Source organism: Enterobacter cloacae complex sp. P16RS2 (assembly GCF_014982155.1).
Lineage (GTDB): Bacteria > Pseudomonadota > Gammaproteobacteria > Enterobacterales > Enterobacteriaceae > Enterobacter > Enterobacter cloacae_M.
Window position 1 is genome coordinate 15,211 of the sequence record NZ_JADCKW010000009.1, and the last position, 19,254, is coordinate 34,464.

Consider the following 19,254-nt stretch of genomic DNA (forward strand, 5'->3'; position numbering starts at 1 on the left):
TCCCCGCTGCATGATTTGTCGCCCAGGCGTCAAATCGAAATCTTTTTAACTCCCGCAATACGCGCAGTCGCTGTTTGACCATCCGCACCGTACAGTCCGGTTTCTTTATGCGGTTTCAATACCTCAAGCGCCTGCTGATTACGCTCAATCTGACCTTCCAGTAGCCAGCCGTTGTGCTGGTTAAGGTCGCGCAGGTGCTGGGTTTTTTCGGTAATGGTTTGCCAGCGCTCAATAATATCGTCATTGGCGCTACGCTTAGGATCCTGCTCAGCGCGGCGCTGTTGCTCCAGATAATCCAGCGTCGCCAGTAGCGAACTCTTATCTTCAGTAATACGCTGCAGCGCGCTGCCGTTGATGTGACCGGAAGAGAGATGCTGCTGTTCAGCGTCCATTACCGTTTTCAGGTCGTTAAGAACAACCGTCATTTGATCCAGTATTTCTGACAGTCGACTCATACGGTTAGTTACTCTGTAAGAAACTCTGTGCTTCCTGAATCAGGGCATCAGCAATCTTGCTGGTGTCCATTTTCAGCTCACCGTTACGAATAGCCGTTTTCAGCGCTTCAACACGTTCCATATTGATATCGTTGCTGCCTGGCTGCATCAGTTTCGCCTGCGCGTCGCTCAGGGTAACGCTGGTGCTGTTGGACGTTGACGGTTTTTCCAGACGCGTTTTCTGCGCAGGAGCGTCATTCGTTTCGCGAGGTTGTACAGCGCTTACCGGCTTCAGGGCTGATGTACGATCAATGCTCATAGTGTTGTCCTCATCGAGGGTTCGCGGCGTTTGCGCCTGACATCATCATTAGTGGAATATTTATCGGCACGCGCCGCGAAATCTTTAAAAAGATTATAGGTTAATCAGAATATTCCCATCAGAATCAACGGTTCCGCTCACCACCTGGCCTGAGGACATTCTGACGCGGGCGTTTTGCGCCACCGCGGCATTATTTAACGCTTTCCCTTCACTGTTGATGCTAAAGCCATCTCCGTTGGCCACTACCATCACCTGTTGACCCGCTTTTACCCGCCATGACTGACGCAGCATTGAGAGCTGTATCGGCTGGCCGGGGGCGACATCGCGCAGGCTGACGGCGTCCTGTGCCTGGTTCATTTCCAGCATGGTGCGTGGAGGCAGCTGATCCAGACGGCCGCGTTTTAACGTCACGCTGTTCGTCTGCAGCACGCTGCCGCGCGCAATGGGTACGGCGGCGACAACATAATTGCCCGTCGCCTGAACTGCAACCTGTAAATAGCGTTTTTCGTTCGCACAGCGTGCCAGCACGTTCACATTTCCCCACAGCCGGGTGGTTCCCGTCACGCTGAATGACGGTTGGTCACAGGTCGGGTACAGATTCGGTGGGGTGCGCACGGTAACGTTAACCTCATCGCTAAAGCCCGCCAGCTTTTCAGCAAAAAAAGCCGTCAGCCGATCCTGTAAGCCTTCAGCCTGCACCAGAGGGCTAAACAGCAAGAAAGTTGCCACCAGGCCACGTTTTAACGTTTGCATCGCAAGTTCCACCGTTTCCAGAGTTGAATGAATTCTACCTGCAGTGGTTTTGCATCAACGCAATAAATAGCGACGCATTTTGCGCTTATTCCGTCGATAGGGGAGACCGGGTGAGATTTAAGCTGTGAACTGAAATTTTGCCATCAGCGGAGGAGACATGCTCGATAAACTCGACGCCGCGTTACGTTTTCAGCAGGAAGCGCTCAATTTACGCGCCCAGCGGCAGGAGATTTTAGCCGCCAACATCGCTAACGCCGATACCCCAGGGTTTCAGGCGCGCGATATTGATTTTTCCAGTGAACTCAAAAAGGTGATGGAGCGTGGACGTGCCGAAGGAACGGGTGTTGCACTTGCCATGACATCCTCTCGCCATATTCCTGCTCAGGCGATGACCGCGCCAGCGACCGATTTACTTTATCGCATTCCCGATCAGCCCTCACTCGACGGTAACACCGTGGATATGGACCGGGAGCGTACGCAGTTTGCCGATAACAGTCTGAAATACCAGACGGGCCTGACCGTACTCGGCGGACAAATCAAAGGCATGATGAACGTCCTGCAGGGGGGGAACTGATAGATGGCCTTGTTGAATATTTTTGATATTGCCGGTTCGGCGTTAACCGCGCAGTCCAAACGCCTGAACGTGGCTGCCAGTAACCTGGCGAACGCCGACAGCGTAACCGGACCAGACGGCCAGCCTTATCGTGCCAAACAGGTTGTCTTTCAGGTCGATGCTGCGCCGGGCGCGGCGACGGGCGGCGTGAAGGTGTCTGATGTGGTAGAGAGCCAGGCGCCGGACAGGCTGGTGTATGAGCCGGGTAACCCGCTCGCGGATGCCAGCGGATACGTAAAAATGCCAAACGTGGATGTGGTAGGTGAGATGGTGAACTCCATGTCGGCTTCCCGTAGCTACCAGGCCAACGTCGAAGTGCTTAATACCGTGAAGAGCATGATGCTCAAAACGCTCACTCTCGGCCAGTAAAGGAGACATGCATGTCCATCGCCGTAAATGTGAATGATCCTACGAACTCGGGTGTTAATAACACGAAGAGTACAACGGGTTCTAACTCCCTCACCGGGAGCAATGCCGCCGATCTTCAGGGCAGCTTTCTGACGCTGCTGGTGGCGCAGCTTAAGAACCAGGATCCCACCAACCCAATGCAGAACAACGAACTGACCACGCAGCTTGCGCAGATCAGCACCGTTAGCGGCATTGAGAAACTCAACACCACCCTCGGCTCCGTCTCCGGGCAGATTAACAGCGCCCAGTCTCTGCAGGCGGCAAGCCTGATTGGCCACGGGGTGATGATCCCGGGAACCACGATTCTGGCGGGCACCAGCACCACCGAAGGCAACACCACAACGACCACCACGCCGTTTGGCGTTGAGTTGCAGCAGGCGGCGGAGAAAGTTACTGCCACCATTACCGACAGCAACGGCACGGTCGTGCGCACCATTGATATCGGCGAGCTGAAGGCGGGCGTTCACACCTTTACGTGGGATGGCAGCCTGACCGACGGCACTAAAGCACCAAACGGTTCTTACAAAGTAGCGATCAGCGCCAGCAACGGGACAACCCAGCTGGTGGCGCAGCCGCTGCAGTTCGCGCTGGTCCAGGGCGTGATTAAAGGAAGCGACGGCAACAAACTGGATTTGGGAACCTCTGGTTCCACCACACTCGACGAAGTTCGGCAGATTATCTAAGCCTTAACACTTATCAGGAGTAAGTCATGGCCTTTTCTCAAGCGGTCAGCGGCCTGAATGCTGCGGCCACCAACCTGGACGTCATTGGCAACAACATCGCCAACTCCGCGACCTATGGTTTTAAATCCGGTTCTGCTTCATTTGCGGACATGTTTGCCGGTTCCAAAGTCGGCCTGGGCGTGAAAGTTGCGGGCATCACTCAGGACTTTACCGACGGCACCACCACTAACACCGGTCGTGGTCTGGACGTTGCTATCAGCCAGAACGGCTTCTTCCGTATGGTCGATTCCAACGGTTCAGTGTTCTACAGCCGTAACGGCCAGTTCAAGCTGGACGAAAACCGTACGCTGGTTAACATGCAGGGCATGCAGCTGACGGGCTACCCGGCAGCCGGAACGCCTCCAACCGTTCAGACCGGTGCGAACCCTCAGGCGATTACTATCCCGAACACCCTGATGGCGGCGAAATCAACCACCACCGCGACGCAGCAGATCAACCTGAACTCAACCGATCCTGTTCAAACTGCCCCGTTCGATGCGACCAACCCGGACACCTATAACAAAAAAGGGACCGTGACCGTATTCGACAGCCAGGGTAACGCCCACAACATGTACGTCTACTACGTGAAGACGGCCAACAATAAATGGGATCTTTATACTCAGGACGGCAGCGTTGCGGGTTCAACAGCGGCAAAAGCGGCGCAAATGAACTTTGATGCGAACGGTAACCTGGCGGGTGTCTACAACTACGACGCTGCGGGTGTACTGAGCGCAACGCCAAACGCCACGCCGGCCATTAACATCACCACGGGTTCTGTCAGCGGTGCGACGGCGGCGACCTTCTCCCTGAGCTTCCAGAACTCCATGCAGCAGAACACCGGTGCAAACAGCGTTGTGGCAACCAATCAGAACGGCTACAAGCCTGGCGACCTGGTGAGCTACCAGATCAACGACGATGGCACCGTGGTGGGAAGCTACTCTAACGAACAGTCTCAGGTTCTGGGGCAGATCGTGCTGGCAAACTTCGCCAACAACGAAGGCCTGAAATCGGAAGGCGACAACGTCTGGTCTGCCACACAGTCCTCCGGCGTGGCGCTGCTGGGTACCGCAGGCACCGGTAACTTCGGCAAGCTGACCAACGGCGCGCTGGAGGCTTCCAACGTGGATATGAGTAAAGAACTGGTGAACATGATCGTCGCGCAGCGTAACTATCAGTCGAACGCGCAGACCATCAAAACCCAGGACCAGATCCTCAACACGCTGGTTAACCTGCGTTAAGCGGCTAACAGGAAAGCGCAATGGATCACGCAATATATACCGCGATGGGCGCGGCAAGTCAGACGCTCAATCAGCAGGCCGTTACCGCCAGCAACCTGGCAAACGCCTCTACGCCGGGCTTTCGCGCGCAGCTTAACGCGCTGCGCGCGGTGCCGGTTGAAGGGCTGTCCCTGCCGACCCGTACGCTGGTGACGGCATCAACCCCTGGCGCAGATATGACGCCAGGGCAGATGGACTACACCTCGCGCCCGCTGGACGTTGCCCTGCAGCAGGACGGCTGGCTGGCGGTGCAAACGGCCGACGGCAGCGAAGGCTATACCCGTAACGGCAATATCCAGGTGAGCGCGACGGGCCAGCTGACGATTCAGGGGCATCCGGTTATGGGGGAAGCGGGTCCGCTGACCGTGCCGGAAGGCTCTGAGCTGACTATCGCCGCGGACGGCACCATTTCGGCGCTGAACCCGGGCGATCCGGCCAACACCGTTGCACCCGTCGGACGTCTGAAGCTGGTTAAAGCGGAAGGCAAAGAGGTGCAGCGCGGCGACGACGGCATGTTCCGTCTGACCCAGGCGGCGCAGGCGACGCGCGGTGCCACGTTACAGGCCGATCCGAGCATCCGTGTGATGTCCGGCGTTCTGGAAGGCAGCAACGTCAAGCCGGTAGCCGCTATGAGCGACATGATTGCCAGCGCCCGTCGTTTTGAAATGCAGATGAAGATCATCAGCAGCGTGGATGAAAACGCGGGCAAAGCTAACCAACTTCTGGCTATGAGTTAACAGGACTCCTTATGATCAGTTCTTTATGGATCGCGAAAACTGGCCTGGACGCCCAGCAAACCAATATGGACGTGATTGCCAACAACCTGGCAAACGTGAGCACCAATGGTTTCAAGCGTCAGCGTGCCGTTTTCGAAGATTTGCTTTATCAAACCATCCGTCAGCCGGGCGCGCAGTCTTCTGAACAGACGACGCTGCCGTCGGGCCTGCAGATTGGTACCGGCGTTCGCCCGGTGGCTACCGAGCGTCTGCACAGCCAGGGCAACCTGTCTCAGACCAACAACAGTAAAGACGTAGCAATCAAAGGCCAGGGCTTCTTCCAGGTGCAACTGCCTGACGGGACCTCGGCCTATACCCGCGACGGTTCGTTCCAGGTCGATCAGAACGGCCAGCTGGTGACGGCGGGCGGTTTCCAGGTTCAGCCTGCGATTACTATCCCGGCGAACGCCCTGAGCATCACCATCGGACGTGACGGTGTGGTCAGCGTGACCCAGCAGGGACAGGCCGCGCCGGTTCAGGTTGGGCAGCTCAACCTGACCACCTTCATGAACGATACCGGTCTGGAAAGCATTGGTGAAAACCTCTACACCGAAACGCAATCCTCCGGTACGCCGAATGAGAGCACCCCGGGCCTGAACGGCGCGGGTCTGCTGTACCAGGGTTATGTTGAAACGTCCAACGTGAACGTGGCGGAAGAGCTGGTGAATATGATCCAGGTCCAGCGCGCGTATGAAATTAACAGTAAAGCAGTGTCGACGACCGACCAGATGCTGCAGAAACTGACGCAACTCTAAGGTGTAGCCCGGTGCGGTAAACGCCGCGCCGGCTCCCTGTTTTCGAAGATGAAGGCAATGCAAAAAAACGCGGCGTTTCGTTATCCGATACTGACTGTTCTGGCTGTCACCCTCAGCGGGTGTGCTTTGATCCCGTCTAAACCATTGGTCCAGGGTGCGACGACTGCCCAACCCGTTCCCGGCCCTGCGCCAGTGGTCAACGGCTCCATTTTCCAGACCGCGCAGCCGATTAATTACGGCTATCAGCCGCTGTTTGAAGATCGCCGCCCGCGTAACGTCGGCGATACATTGACCATTGTGCTGCAGGAAAACGTCAGCGCGAGCAAGAGCTCGTCGGCGAACGCCAGCCGCGATGGCAAAACGAATTTTGGCTTCGATACCGTCCCGCGCTACCTGCAGGGACTGTTCGGCAATGCCCGTGCGGATGTCGAGGCCTCTGGCGGCAATACCTTTAACGGTAAAGGCGGCGCGAACGCCAGCAACACCTTCAGCGGTACGCTGACCGTCACGGTTGACCAGGTACTGGTTAACGGCAACTTGCACGTTGTGGGTGAAAAACAGATCGCCATCAACCAGGGCACTGAATTCATTCGCTTCTCGGGCGTGGTTAACCCTCGCACCATCAGCGGCACCAACACCGTTCCGTCCACCCAGGTGGCGGATGCGCGCATTGAGTACGTCGGGAACGGCTATATCAATGAAGCGCAAAATATGGGTTGGCTGCAGCGCTTCTTCCTTAATTTATCGCCGATGTAAGCGAGGTGACCCATGTTTAAATCGATCTTCGCCGTGGCGCTCGCGCTGGTGGCAACGTTTGCCCAGGCTGACCGTATTCGCGACCTCACCAGCGTTCAGGGCGTTCGTGAAAACTCCCTGATTGGCTATGGCCTGGTGGTTGGTCTGGATGGTACCGGTGACCAGACGACCCAGACGCCGTTCACCACCCAAAGCCTGAACAACATGCTTTCCCAACTCGGCATTACCGTGCCGGCGGGAACCAACATGCAGCTGAAAAACGTGGCCGCGGTAATGGTCACCGCGTCCTACCCGGCGTTTGCGCGTCAGGGGCAGACCATTGACGTGGTGGTCTCCTCAATGGGTAACGCCAAAAGCCTGCGCGGCGGTACGCTGCTGATGACCCCGCTGAAAGGCGTTGATAGCCAGGTGTATGCGCTGGCGCAGGGGAACATTCTGGTTGGCGGTGCGGGGGCATCCGCAGGCGGAAGCAGCGTGCAGGTGAACCAGCTGAACGGTGGACGTATCACCAACGGTGCAATCATTGAGCGTGAACTGCCGACCCAGTTTGGCGCGGGCAACACCATCAACCTACAGCTTAATAATGAAGACTTCACGATGGCGCAGCAAATTGCCGATACCATCAACCGCAGCCGCGGCTACGGTAATGCAACGGCACTCGATGCGCGCACCGTGCAGATCCGTACCTCTACCGGCAGCAGCAACCAGGTGCGCATGCTGGCAGATATCCAGAATATGGAAGTGAACGTTCCGGTTCAGGATGCCAAGGTGATCATCAACTCCCGTACCGGCTCGGTGGTCATGAACCGGGAAGTGTCGCTGGACAGCTGTGCCGTAGCGCAGGGCAACCTCTCCGTAACGGTAAACCGCTCCGCGAACGTGAGCCAGCCGAATACGCCATTTGGCGGCGGTCAGACGGTGGTAACACCACAAACGCAGATTGACATGCGTCAGAGCGGCGGTTCACTGCAGAGCGTTCGCTCCAGCGCCAACCTGAACAGCGTGGTGCGTGCCCTGAACGCCCTGGGCGCAACGCCGATGGATCTGATGTCCATCCTGCAATCCATGCAAAGCGCGGGCTGCCTGCGCGCCAAACTGGAAATCATCTAATGCTGACCGATAGCAAACTGTTGACCAGTGCAGCCTGGGACGCTCAGTCGCTCAACGAACTGAAAACCAAAGCAGGCAAAGACCCGGCGGCGAACATCCGCCCGGTCGCCCGCCAGGTGGAAGGGATGTTTGTACAGATGATGCTGAAAAGCATGCGCGAAACCCTGCCCAAAGACGGGATGTTCAGCAGTGATTCAACGCGTCTCTACACCAGCATGTATGACCAGCAGATTGCGCAGCAGATGACCGCCGGTAAAGGCCTCGGTCTGGCTGACATGATTGCGAAACAGACCGAAGCCGCGCAGGGCATTCAGCCTCAGGAGCAGACGCAGCAGGTGCCGATGAAGTTCGACCTGGAAACGGTGACCAGTTATCAGAACCAGGCTCTGACGCAAATGGTGCGTAAAGCGATGCCAAAAGCCACGGGCAGCGGCGATGAGCCGCTCTCCGGTGACAGCAAAGACTTCCTGGCGCAGCTTTCTCTGCCCGCGCGTCTCGCCAGCGAACAGAGCGGCGTGCCGCATCACCTGATTCTGGCGCAGGCCGCGCTGGAGTCGGGCTGGGGACAGCGTCAGATCCGCAAGGAAAACGGCGATCCGAGCTTCAACATCTTCGGCGTGAAGGCCACCTCCAGCTGGAAGGGGCCAACAACGGAGATCACGACCACCGAATACGAGAACGGTGCGGCGGTGAAGGTCAAAGCAAAATTCCGCGTCTACAGCTCCTATCTGGAAGCATTGTCCGACTACGTTGGCCTGCTGAGCCGCAATCCGCGTTATACCGCCGTTACGCAGGCGGCGACGGCGGAGCAGGGCGCTCAGGCCTTACAAAACGCGGGCTACGCGACTGACCCGAACTATGCACGCAAGCTCACCAGCATGATCCAGCAGCTGAAATCCATGGGCGAGAAGGTCAGCAAAGCCTATAGCACAGATATTGAAAATCTGTTCTGAAAGTTCTCAAGTCCCGGTGGAGGTTGCCGATAACCTTCATCAGGACTCGTGTCTGAACGTATAAAAGGAACCCCCATGTCCAGTTTGATTAACAGCGCCATGAGTGGCCTCAGTGCTGCGCAGTCGGCACTCAATACCGTCAGTAATAATATTTCAAGCTATAACGTGGCAGGTTACACCCGCCAGACCACGGTGCTGGGCGCATCTAACAGCACGCTGACCGGCGGTGGCTGGGTGGGTAACGGGGTTTATGTCTCCGGTGTCCAGCGTGAGTATGACGCCTTCATCACCAACCAGCTGCGCGCCGCGCAGACGCAGAGCAGCGGTCTGACGACGCGCTATCAGCAGATGTCAAAAATTGACGATGTGCTCTCCGATACCACCAACTCGCTCTCCACCACCCTGCAGGATTTCTTCAAAAGTCTGCAAACCCTGGTGAGTAATGCGGAAGACCCGGCTGCACGTCAGACGGTGCTGGGCAAAGCGAGCGGACTGGTCAATCAGTTTAAAACCAACGATCAGTATCTCCGTGACCAGGATTCGCAGGTCAATACCGCCATCTCAAGCAGCGTGTCTCAGATTAATAACTACGCGGCACAGATTGCGAATCTGAACGATCAGATCTCGCGTCTGACCGGGGTTGGCGCGGGCGCGTCACCTAACGATCTTCTGGACCAGCGCGATCAGCTCGTGACTGAACTGAACAAAATCGTGGGCGTGGAAGTCTCCGTGCAGGATAGCGGCACGTTTAATATCTCTCTCGGTAACGGTTACAGCCTGGTACAGGGCAGCAAAGCCAGCCAGCTGGCGGCCGTGAAGTCCAGCGCCGATCCGGCTCGTACTACTATCGCCTACGTCGATGACGTGGCGGGCAATATTGAGATCCCGGAGAAACTTATCACCACCGGTTCTTTAGGCGGTTTACTGACCTTCCGCACGGAAGATCTGGATAAAGCCCGTAACAGCCTGAACCAGATGGCGCTGGCCTTTGCCGACGCGATGAACACGCAGCATGAAGCCGGTTTTGATGCGAACGGTGATGCGGGCGGTAAACTGTTCAACTTTGGTTCTCCGGCGGTCCTTTCCAACAGCAAGAACGGCGGTTCGGCCGTTGTTACGGCTTCTGTGACGGACAGCAAACAGGTCCAGGCGACAGACTATAAGCTGCAGTTTAACGGCACTGACTGGACGGTCACCCGCACGTCAGACAAAACCAGCTTTACGATGAGCCCGGATGCCAGCGGCAATCTGTCGTTTGATGGCCTTAACGTCAACGTGAGCGGCACGGCAAATACCAAAGACAGCTTTACCGTGAAGCCTGTTTCCAACGTCATCATGAACATGGATCTCGCGATCAGCGACGAGTCTAAACTGGCGATGGCATCGGTGCAGAACGGCGGCGAAAGTGACAACCGTAACGGCCAGAAACTGCTCGATCTGCAAAACGGCAAAGTGGTGGGTGGAAATAAAACCTTCAACGATGCGTATGCCTCTCTCGTCAGTACCGTCGGTAGCTCAACGGCGTCACTGAAGGTGAGCAGCCAGACGAAAGCCAACGTGGAAACGCAGTTAATCAAGCAGCAGCAGACCATCTCTGGGGTAAACCTCGACGAAGAGTATGGCAATTTGCAGCGTTATCAGCAGTATTACCTGGCCAATGCCCAGGTTCTACAAACTGCCAGTACGCTCTTCGATGCAATTATCAACATTCGTTAAGGTTGAGGTGAACAATGCGTATTAGCACCCAGATGATGTACGAGCAGAACATGCGTGGGATTACCGATTCCCAGAGCAGATGGCTGAACTACGGTGAGCAGATGTCCACCGGTAAGCGCGTGAACCGTCCTTCGGACGATCCTATCGCCGCGTCGCAGGCCATCGTTCTGTCACAGTCTCAGTCGCAAAACAGCCAGTTTGCGCTCGCGCGTACCTTTGCTACGCAGAAGGTCTCGCTGGAAGATAACGTGTTAACCCAGGTCAACACTGCGATCTCGAGCGTGCGCGAGAAGCTGGTTTACGCCTCAAACGGTACATTAAGCGATGACGACCGTCTTTCTCTGGCGACCGATATTCAGGGGATCCGCGATCAGCTGATGAACCTGGCCAACACGACGGATGGTAATGGTCGCTTTATCTTTGCGGGATACAAAACCGAGAGCGCACCGTTTGATGCCGCGACCGGAGATTACAACGGCGGCGCAGAGGCCATCACGCAGCAGGTTGATACGGCGCGAAATATGACCATTAGCCATACCGGCCAGCAAATTTTCGAAAGCATTACCAGTAATGCGGAACAGCTGCCGGGCGGTGGATATGGCCAGACCAACATGTTCAAAATCCTGGACTCTGCTATTGCATCGCTGAAGACACCGATTGAGAACGATCCGGCTGCCGCAACGGCGCAAAGCCAGGTGATTGCCAATGCGCAAATCGGCATCAAAAACTCCCAGAACAATATCCTCACGGTCGTTGCGGATGTGGGAACCAAGATGAACGAGCTGGAAAAACTCGACACGCTGGGCGATGACCGCGCGCTGGGTCAGACCAAGCAGATGAGTGACCTGGTTGATGTTGACTGGAACGAAGCGATTTCCTCTTACACCATGCAGCAGGCGGCCCTGCAGGCGTCTTATAAAGCGTTTAGCGATATGCAGGGCATGTCTCTGTTCCAGCTGAACAAATAACATCTTGACCTCTTGGAACATGTCTTGAAACTGGGCATGTTTTACTGCCCAATCCGTCTGGATTGGGCATTTTTTTATGCAACTTCTGCTGATGCGGAGGTGACTCGTGCACTTTCTATCAGACGGATTGCCAGCGCAATGACGCCACAGACCGTCGCCAGCGCGACCACGCCCGTCCAGCCGGCCAGCGAGTAAATATTGCTGCCTAACGCGGAACCCAGCGCCATCCCGATAAAGACCACCGTAAAGAGCAGGGCGTTGAGACGACCGCGCGCCTGCGGTTCAAGGCTGTATACCAGGTTCTGGTGAGCGACCAGGCTGGACTGCAGACCCAGGTCGAACCCGACGGCGGAGATGGCGATCAGAATCAGCTGTCCATGAACGCCCAGCGCGGGCATCAGGAACATCAGGGCGAATGATACGGTCACAAGAACGGCACCAAGCTGCGTGACTTTTCCTGCGCCCAGTTTGTCTGCCAGCCCCCCTGCCAGCGGGGCAGCTAACGCACCGGCGGCACCTGCAATACCAAAACCACCCGCTACGGCACTCCCCAGGTGATAGCGTTCCAGCAGCATGACCGCAAGCGTAGACCAGAAGGCGCTAAAGGCAATCGACAGAAAACCCTGAGCCAGCGCCGCACGGCGCAGCGCCGGATAGCGACGCCAGAGATGTTCCATTGAGCGCATCAGCGCCGGGTAACTCAGCGTGGAGTGAATAGCAAAACGCGGAAGCACAAACCACATCATCACCCCGATGAACGCAATGCTCGCCGCCGCCAGCTGGTACATGACGCGCCAGCCAAACGCTTCGCCCACCACGCCGCTCACGGTTCTGGATAATAAGATCCCCATCAGCAGCCCGGTCATTACCGTGCCCACGGTTTTCCCCTGTTTACCTTCCGGCGCAAGGATGGCTGCCGCAGGGACGATATCCTGTGCCATAGTGGCGGCCATGCCGATGAGCAGGCTTGCCAGCAGCAGAGAGTGGATCTGCCCGGTCAGGCTACAGCCGAGAAGAAACAGCGCCAGCGCCGCACTCTTTATCAGGATTAACGTCCTGCGGTCGTGGCGATCGCCGAGCGGAAGCAGGAACAGGATCCCAAGGGCATATCCCGCCTGGGTGAGCGTCGGGACCATGCCCATTCCTTCGATACTCAGATGAAGGTCTGCGCCCATCAGCGGCAGCAGAGGCTGGGCATAATAGATTGATGCCACGCTGAAACCTGCACCGATCGCCAGCATTAAAATCACCCAGCGGCTCACGGCATGGGCGGCGGTTGTTGTGTTCATAAGAAGTTCCTCATTCGTCGTGTGAGGCTATTTTTTATCAGTACGCCTTGCGACGGTAGCGGGCCCGGTGGTAAAACGCTTATACGTTGAACGTATAAGTGAAAAGGCGATGAAAAGAGCTGAGCGTATAGACAGGGTGGAGCTAATGCGGACGTTTGTTCGCATCGTGGAGGCGGGTTCCCTCTCTGCGGCGGCACGGCAACTCGCCACCACCCAGGCCACGGTAAGCAGACGGTTACAGTCACTTGAGACCATGCTGGGCGTGCGCCTGATTTTGCGCACCACCCACACGACGCGGCTGACGGATGACGGCGAGCGCTGCTATCAGCACGCCCGTCGGGTGATTGACAGCTGGCTGGCGCTGGAAGATGAGGTGGGGCAGACGGAAGATGAGCCGGTAGGCGTTCTGCGGGTGCGCGCTCCGCACGCGTTTGGTCAGGACCAGCTTCTGAAACCCGTAACCGAGTTTTTGCAACGCTATCCGCAGCTTTCGATTGAGTGGATGCTCAACGATCGGTCGGCAGACTTCCTCGGCGACAACCTTGACTGTGCTATTCGGGTGGGCGTGGAAGTCGATCCTGCGACCGTGTCCGTGCTGCTGGCCGAAGTGCCGCGCTCGGTGGTGGCTTCTCCGGCGCTGCTGGCCCGTTTCCCAACGGTTACCACGCCGGAGGATTTGCAGCTGTTTCCCTGGATAGCGATCAGCTCATTCTACCAGCGCCATGTGGAGCTGTTTCACGATGCATCACCCGCCACCGCGCGGATTGCTATTACGCCACGGCTGAGCACCGACAGCCTGTATGTCGCACGCAATACGGCGCTCACCGGGCTTGGCGTGGCGGTGGTATCCAGCTGGACGGTACAGGATGATATTCGGGAAGGGCGGCTGGTGCATTTGCTGCCAGAGTGGCAGCCAGCGGCGTTACCGGTGCATCTGGTTTACCCCTGGTCGCGCTATTATCCGGCACGCTTGCGGCGTTTTCTGGAGTTGATGCGGCAGGTCATGCCTGAGGTGACCGGGATGAGAAAGCCTGTACAGCAGCCATAAAAAAGCCGACCCGAAGGTCGGCTTTTTGCTTTCAGCGTCGTTATTCGACAGACTGCGGACGCGTCGCCGGTGCAGTCGCCTGATGCGTTGCACTGTGGCCGCCTGCAGCGCCTTTACCGTCGAAGCTGAACGCCGGGCGTACCCAGTCACTGTGACGCGGGGCTTCAGGCACGTAATCCGGCGCCGGGGCGCGCGTCATTGGTGCTGTCGCCACGTGGGATGCGGCTGGTGCAGAAACAACCGGCTCAGGTTTCACCTCAGGCGCTTTCGCTTCTTCGGCAACCGGTTCAACCTGAATCTCAACGTCCTGAACAACTTCTTCAGTGGTGGTTTCAACCAGGGTTTCAGCGGTGTCTTCCACTGCGGCTACAGGTTCAGCCTCTTCAGCCACTTCCTCAGCCACCACGGCATCTTCTTCGGCGATAAGCTGCGGTGCGGCATCAACCGGCGCGGCAATCACTTCTGGATGGGTGGTTTCAACTTCCACTGTGTGAGGTGCTTCAGCTTCAACAACCTCAGGTTCAACAACCTCAGGTTCAACCACGGTTACCGCTTCAGTCACGACAGCTTCTACCGCGGCTGCTGGTGCAATCACCTCTTCGGTTACAGGCTGTTCTTCAACAACCTGCTCCGGGCGAGCAACCGGGTAGCGGATCCAGACTTTACCGGAGGCCATTTCTGGTGAAGCACAGGCAATGGTCAGCGGCATTGGCGACTGAGTCGGGTAACGTTCGTCACGATAGCGACGACGGCGCTGGCCGCTGACGCGCAGATGACGTGGAGAACGACGTGAACGGCGCGGCATACCGGCGTTATCACGGTTTTCGCCGTTATCATCCTGCTCAACGTTGTTTTCAACGACCGCTGGCAGGTCAACTTTTGCCACTTGTGTACCGGTTGCGATCTCGCTGGTTTCAACCGCGATAGCGCCTGACTCTTCGGTTGCTTCAGAAGCGAAGCGAACTTTCTGAGAAAGCTGGCGCTGCTTACGACGCGGCATTACCTGAGTGCGTTCTTCCTGCTCGCCGTCCTGCTGTTCAACAGGCTCTTCGCGGTTCAGGTTTTTGACTTCCTGCTGTGCCTGACGCTTCTCATCGTTACGGCGACGGCTGCGTTCACGGCGCGGCTGCTGGTCGTCACGCTGTTTGCTCTTCTCAGACTCATCGCCCGCCTGCTGGCGAATTTCACGATCTTCAACATTCTGCTGCTGTTTCTCGCGACGGTTGCGACGGTTATCTTCGCGTTGCTCACGGCCTTCGTTATTCTCAGAGCGGTTGTCACGGTTGTCACGACGCTCGTTGCGGTCATTACGATCGCGGCGGTTGTTCTGACGCTTGCGACGGTCCTGCTGACGCTCTGGCTTGGCTGCTTTTGGCTCTTCTTTCGGCTGCTCTGGCTGAACTTCTTCTTCAGCAAACATCTTCTTCAGCGCGCCGAAGAAGCGGCTCAGCAGACCCGGCTGTGCCGGCTGGGCTTTCGCTACCGCTGCTTCTGGTTTCTGCGCTGCAGGTTTGGCAGCAGGTTTTTCCAGAGCTGCTTCCGGTGGTGCTTCAGGCATGATGAAGGTCGCTAACGCAGGCTGCTCTGGCAGTTTGCGCTCGGCTGGCTCTTCATCGGAAGGCAGGGACATCTCTTCTTCATGCAGCTTCGGCAGCAGGTAGCTGAGGGTGGTCGTCTCTTCGCCCTTACGCACGCGCAGCACGTGATAGTGTGGGGTCTGCATCTGGTCGTTTGGCACGATGATACAGCGAACGCCACCCTGACGCGCTTCAATCGCACTTACCGCTGCACGTTTTTCGTTAAGCAGGTAAGAGGCAACGGGCACCGGCACAATGGCGTGAACCTCTTTGGTGTTCTCTTTCAGCGCTTCTTCTTCAATCAGACGCAGAATGGAGAGGGACAGCGATTCGTTATCACGCACGGTACCGGTGCCGGAGCAGCGCGGACAAACGTGATGGCTGGACTCGCCGAGAGACGGGCTCAGACGCTGACGGGACATCTCCAGCAGGCCAAAGCGTGAGATATGGCTAATCTGGATACGCGCTCTGTCCTGACGCACCGCTTCGCGCAGACGGTTTTCAACCGCACGCTGGTGGCGAACAGGGGTCATGTCGATGAAGTCGATAACAATCAGACCACCCAGGTCGCGCAGGCGGAGCTGGCGGGCGATTTCATCAGCGGCTTCGAGGTTAGTGTTGTAGGCGGTCTCTTCGATATCGCCACCGCGCGTTGCACGCGCGGAGTTGATGTCGATAGCGGTCAGCGCTTCAGTGGTATCGATAACGATAGAACCGCCGGATGGCAGACGCACTTCACGCTGGAAGGCGGACTCAATCTGGGATTCGATCTGATAGTGGCTGAACAGCGGGATTTCGCCGGTGTACAGTTTAATTTTGCTGGTGAAATCCGGACGACCCAGCGCGGCGATGTGCTGGCGCGCCAGCTCAAGCACTTTCGGGTTATCGATCAGAATCTCACCGATGTCCTGACGCAGGTAATCACGGAAGGCACGCACGATAACGTTGCTTTCCTGGTGGATCAGGAACGGAGCAGGGCGGCTTTCGGCTGCTTTCTGAATGGCTTCCCAGTGCTTCAGACGGAAGCTCAGGTCCCACTGTAGCGCTTCGGCTGATTTACCAACGCCTGCGGTACGCACGATAAGCCCCATGCCATCAGGCAGTTCGAGGCTTGCCAGCGCTTCTTTCAGCTCGGTACGGTCATCACCTTCGATACGGCGAGAGATGCCACCCGCACGCGGGTTGTTAGGCATCAGAACCAGATAGCTCCCTGCGAGGCTGATAAAGGTGGTCAGCGCGGCACCTTTGTTGCCACGCTCTTCTTTATCAATCTGAACGATAACTTCCTGACCTTCACGCAGAACATCTTTGATGTTTGGGCGGCCATGGGCGTTGTAGTTTGCGGGGAAATATTCGCGGGCGATTTCTTTCAGAGGGAGGAAACCATGACGCTCAGCACCGTAATCGACAAATGCAGCTTCAAGGCTTGGTTCAATGCGGGTGATTTTACCTTTGTAAATGTTCGCTTTTTTCTGTTCGTGTCCAGGACTTTCGATATCCAGATCGTACAGGCGCTGCCCATCCACAAGGGCGACACGCAACTCTTCTTGCTGAGTTGCGTTGATTAACATTCTTTTCATCGTAACTTACTCGTTATTCTTACATTGACGACAAAGCTGCGGGCAAGGTGACGCTTTCCGGGGTATGAACCGATGGCCTCGTGTCTGTTCACGTCGCCAACCTCACGGTTGTCGCTCGCTTAAGAGGCGCAGAGTGTCGGTTGCCTGTGTTTCATACGGAAACACAGCGCAATTATCAGGGGAATTGCCTGGGTAGAACTCTCCAGAGAACAATCCTTATACCGGGAAGTACTGCAACCCGCAGCCCGCTAACTGCCTGAAAGATCAATACGTCTTACGCCATTGCTGCGTGGATGATCGGTCAGACAAAATTGGTCATTCCGTCAACATCCTTACTTAACCAGGATTTAACACGGAAAACAGCCTCATTATTCCACTGCTCGCCGGGTTATAGCAAGATGACTTTTACCAATTATCACCCGGTTACTCACAGTTTCTTCACTTCAGAATGGCGATTGGTTTAATAACCACCAAATCGATTGCGCGAAACGGGGAGCAGGCCGGATAAAAGTAAATATAAGCATAGAAAAATGAGTGGCGCTAATGGCTGACGATATTTAGAATCGCCAACCATGAAAACAGAGACTCCAGCCGTAAAAATGGTTGCCATCGCCGAAGATGACGCGGGGCAACGTATCGATAACTTTTTGCGCACCCAGTTGAAAGGTGTGCCAAAGAGCATGATTTACCGCATCCTGCGCAAGGGCGAGGTGCGGGTTAACAAAAAACGCGTGAAGCCCGAGTACAAACTCGAGGCGGGCGATGAAGTGCGTATTCCGCCGGTGCGCGTTGCGGAACGTGAAGAAGAGACCGTTTCACCGAAGCTACAGAAAGTGGCGGCCCTGAGCGATGTGATCCTTTACGAAGATGACCACATTCTGGTGCTCAATAAACCGTCAGGAACGGCTGTCCATGGCGGCAGCGGTCTGAGCTTCGGCGTGATTGAAGGGCTGCGAGCCCTGCGCCCGGAAGCGCGCTTCCTTGAACTGGTGCACCGTCTTGACCGTGATACCTCTGGCGTACTGCTGGTGGCGAAAAAGCGTTCTGCGCTGCGTTCGCTGCATGAACAGCTGCGTGAAAAAGGGATGCAGAAAGACTACCTGGCGCTGGTGCGCGGTCAGTGGCAGTCCCATGTAAAAGTGGTGCAGGCGCCGCTGCTGAAGAACATTCTGCAAAGCGGCGAACGTATTGTCCGCGTGAGCCAGGAAGGAAAACCGTCTGAGACGCGCTTTAAAGTTGAAGAGCGCTATGAGTTTGCCACGCTGGTGCGCTGCAGTCCGGTGACCGGTCGTACCCACCAGATCCGCGTGCATACGCAGTTTGCAGGGCACCCAATTGCCTTTGATGACCGCTATGGCGACCGCGAGTTTGATAAGCAGCTGGCGGGGACGGGGCTGTCGCGTCTGTTCCTGCATGCGGCAGCGCTGAAGTTTACCCATCCTAATACGGGGGAAGTCATCCGTATTGAAGCGCCGCTGGACGAGCAGCTGAAACGCTGTCTTAAGGTTCTGCGCGGCTGAGTTTGCGTTCCTCCCTCTCCCTGTGGGAGAGGGCTGGGGTGAGGGCATCAGGCCGCAACCTTCCAGTCACATGGTCAGCGGATTACACTCTTCTCGTCTTAACATCTGACACAAAGCAATCAGCGGTAACCCCACCAGCGTGTTGGGATCGCGTCCGTCCAGCTTGTCGAACAGCGCAATCCCCAATCCTTCACTTTTAAAGCTTCCAGCACAGTTCAGCGGACGTTCCCGGCGCACATAATCCACGATCTCTTGCTCGCTGAGATGGCGGAAGTGTACGTCGAACGGCTCGCATTCGGTTTGCAGATGACCGGTGGCGGAGTTATACAGCGCCAGGCCGGTATAAAAGGTCACGATAGTGCCTCGCGCACGCAGAAGCTGCTGACAGGCGTTCTCCTCCGTATGGGGCTTGCCGGTGATTTCGCCGTCCAGCACGCAAACCTGGTCTGAGCCTATAATCAAATGTGCGGGGTAACGTGCGGCCAGCGACTGCGCTTTCTCTTTAGCAAGACGCATCACCAGATGACGCGGTGATTCGCCCGGCTGTGGCGTCTCATCAACCTCTGGCGCGGCGCATTCAAACGGGATCCCGAGCTTTTCCAGCAGCATTCGGCGGTAGGGAGACGTGGAAGCAAGGACGAGATTTGGCATATTTTTATCACCAGATATAGCGTATCGAT

19 protein-coding genes are annotated in these 19,254 nt (G+C 56.6%); 13 read left to right on the plus strand and 6 right to left on the minus strand.

Translation table 11 applies throughout. From position 1 onward, the window contains the following. Nucleotides 1–29 precede the first annotated feature (29 nt). The 3 genes from flgN to flgA all read right to left on the minus strand — a co-directional run bounded on the left by flgN (nt 30) and on the right by flgA (nt 1,506). Complete coding sequence (gene flgN, locus INF68_RS05050; protein ID WP_008500818.1) at nt 30–455, minus strand: flagella biosynthesis chaperone FlgN; 426 nt, start codon at nt 453–455, stop codon at nt 30–32. A 4-nt stretch (nt 456–459) separates the two neighbouring features. Beyond that, a complete protein-coding gene (gene flgM, locus INF68_RS05055) occupies nt 460–753 on the minus strand; it encodes a flagellar biosynthesis anti-sigma factor FlgM (protein WP_023311133.1) in 294 nt (97 codons plus the stop codon). Between the two features lie 93 nt (nt 754–846). Further along, complete coding sequence (flgA, locus tag INF68_RS05060; RefSeq protein WP_023311134.1) at nt 847–1,506, minus strand: flagellar basal body P-ring formation chaperone FlgA; 660 nt, start codon at nt 1,504–1,506, stop codon at nt 847–849. Between the two features lie 157 nt (nt 1,507–1,663). Between flgA and flgB the strand changes: the two genes are divergently transcribed. From flgB to flgL, 11 genes are all read left to right on the plus strand, one after another. Then, nucleotides 1,664–2,080, plus strand: a complete 417-nt coding sequence (gene flgB, locus INF68_RS05065; protein WP_023311135.1) for a flagellar basal body rod protein FlgB — start codon at nt 1,664–1,666, stop codon at nt 2,078–2,080. A gap of 3 nt (nt 2,081–2,083) precedes the next feature. Next, on the plus strand, nt 2,084–2,488 hold the full coding sequence (flgC, locus tag INF68_RS05070; protein ID WP_008500814.1) for a flagellar basal body rod protein FlgC: 405 nt from the start codon (nt 2,084–2,086) through the stop codon (nt 2,486–2,488). A gap of 11 nt (nt 2,489–2,499) precedes the next feature. Further along, a complete protein-coding gene (gene flgD / locus INF68_RS05075) occupies nt 2,500–3,210 on the plus strand; it encodes a flagellar hook assembly protein FlgD (protein ID WP_023615711.1) in 711 nt (236 codons plus the stop codon). Nucleotides 3,211–3,236: 26 nt separating this feature from the next. Further along, entirely contained in the window at nt 3,237–4,487 is a 1,251-nt protein-coding gene (gene flgE, locus INF68_RS05080; RefSeq protein WP_023311137.1) for a flagellar hook protein FlgE, read from the plus strand. Nucleotides 4,488–4,507: 20 nt separating this feature from the next. Further along, complete coding sequence (locus tag INF68_RS05085) at nt 4,508–5,263, plus strand: flagellar basal body rod protein FlgF (RefSeq protein ID WP_023311138.1); 756 nt, start codon at nt 4,508–4,510, stop codon at nt 5,261–5,263. A gap of 11 nt (nt 5,264–5,274) precedes the next feature. Continuing rightward, a complete protein-coding gene (flgG, locus tag INF68_RS05090; RefSeq protein ID WP_008500810.1) occupies nt 5,275–6,057 on the plus strand; it encodes a flagellar basal-body rod protein FlgG in 783 nt (260 codons plus the stop codon). Between the two features lie 57 nt (nt 6,058–6,114). Beyond that, nucleotides 6,115–6,813: a flagellar basal body L-ring protein FlgH gene (gene flgH, locus INF68_RS05095; protein WP_023311139.1), complete on the plus strand. Its 699-nt coding sequence runs from the start codon at nt 6,115–6,117 to the stop codon at nt 6,811–6,813. 12 nt (nt 6,814–6,825) lie between these two features. After that, the gene (locus tag INF68_RS05100) at nt 6,826–7,923 is read left to right on the plus strand and encodes a flagellar basal body P-ring protein FlgI (RefSeq protein WP_029740346.1); all 1,098 of its coding nucleotides are present in this window, start codon (nt 6,826–6,828) and stop codon (nt 7,921–7,923) included. Then, on the plus strand, nt 7,923–8,876 hold the full coding sequence (flgJ, locus tag INF68_RS05105; RefSeq protein WP_109844471.1) for a flagellar assembly peptidoglycan hydrolase FlgJ: 954 nt from the start codon (nt 7,923–7,925) through the stop codon (nt 8,874–8,876). Before INF68_RS05100 ends, flgJ begins: the two co-directional genes overlap by 1 nt. 75 nt (nt 8,877–8,951) lie before the next feature. Continuing rightward, the gene (gene flgK / locus INF68_RS05110) at nt 8,952–10,592 is read left to right on the plus strand and encodes a flagellar hook-associated protein FlgK (RefSeq protein ID WP_109844470.1); all 1,641 of its coding nucleotides are present in this window, start codon (nt 8,952–8,954) and stop codon (nt 10,590–10,592) included. A 14-nt stretch (nt 10,593–10,606) separates the two neighbouring features. Continuing rightward, a complete protein-coding gene (gene flgL / locus INF68_RS05115) occupies nt 10,607–11,560 on the plus strand; it encodes a flagellar hook-associated protein FlgL (RefSeq protein WP_047648101.1) in 954 nt (317 codons plus the stop codon). Between the two features lie 74 nt (nt 11,561–11,634). Here the strand turns inward: flgL and INF68_RS05120 are convergent, their stop codons facing one another. Beyond that, nucleotides 11,635–12,849 (minus strand): MFS transporter, encoded by a 1,215-nt coding sequence (locus INF68_RS05120; RefSeq protein WP_193525273.1) that lies wholly within the window; start codon nt 12,847–12,849, stop codon nt 11,635–11,637. 145 nt (nt 12,850–12,994) lie between these two features. Between INF68_RS05120 and INF68_RS05125 the strand changes: the two genes are divergently transcribed. Continuing rightward, entirely contained in the window at nt 12,995–13,897 is a 903-nt protein-coding gene (locus INF68_RS05125) for a LysR family transcriptional regulator (protein ID WP_370552419.1), read from the plus strand. A 40-nt stretch (nt 13,898–13,937) separates the two neighbouring features. Here INF68_RS05125 and rne read toward each other — a convergent pair whose 3' ends face one another. After that, nucleotides 13,938–17,054: a ribonuclease E gene (gene rne, locus INF68_RS05130; protein ID WP_126786214.1), complete on the minus strand. Its 3,117-nt coding sequence runs from the start codon at nt 17,052–17,054 to the stop codon at nt 13,938–13,940. Nucleotides 17,055–17,626: 572 nt separating this feature from the next. Here rne and rluC point away from each other — a divergent pair. Beyond that, a complete protein-coding gene (gene rluC, locus INF68_RS05135) occupies nt 17,627–18,574 on the plus strand; it encodes a 23S rRNA pseudouridine(955/2504/2580) synthase RluC (RefSeq protein ID WP_024909023.1) in 948 nt (315 codons plus the stop codon). Nucleotides 18,575–18,640: 66 nt separating this feature from the next. Here rluC and INF68_RS05140 read toward each other — a convergent pair whose 3' ends face one another. Then, nucleotides 18,641–19,225, minus strand: coding sequence for a nucleoside triphosphate pyrophosphatase (locus INF68_RS05140; protein ID WP_047648098.1), 585 nt, complete (start codon nt 19,223–19,225; stop codon nt 18,641–18,643). Between the last annotated feature and the right edge of the window lie 29 nt (nt 19,226–19,254).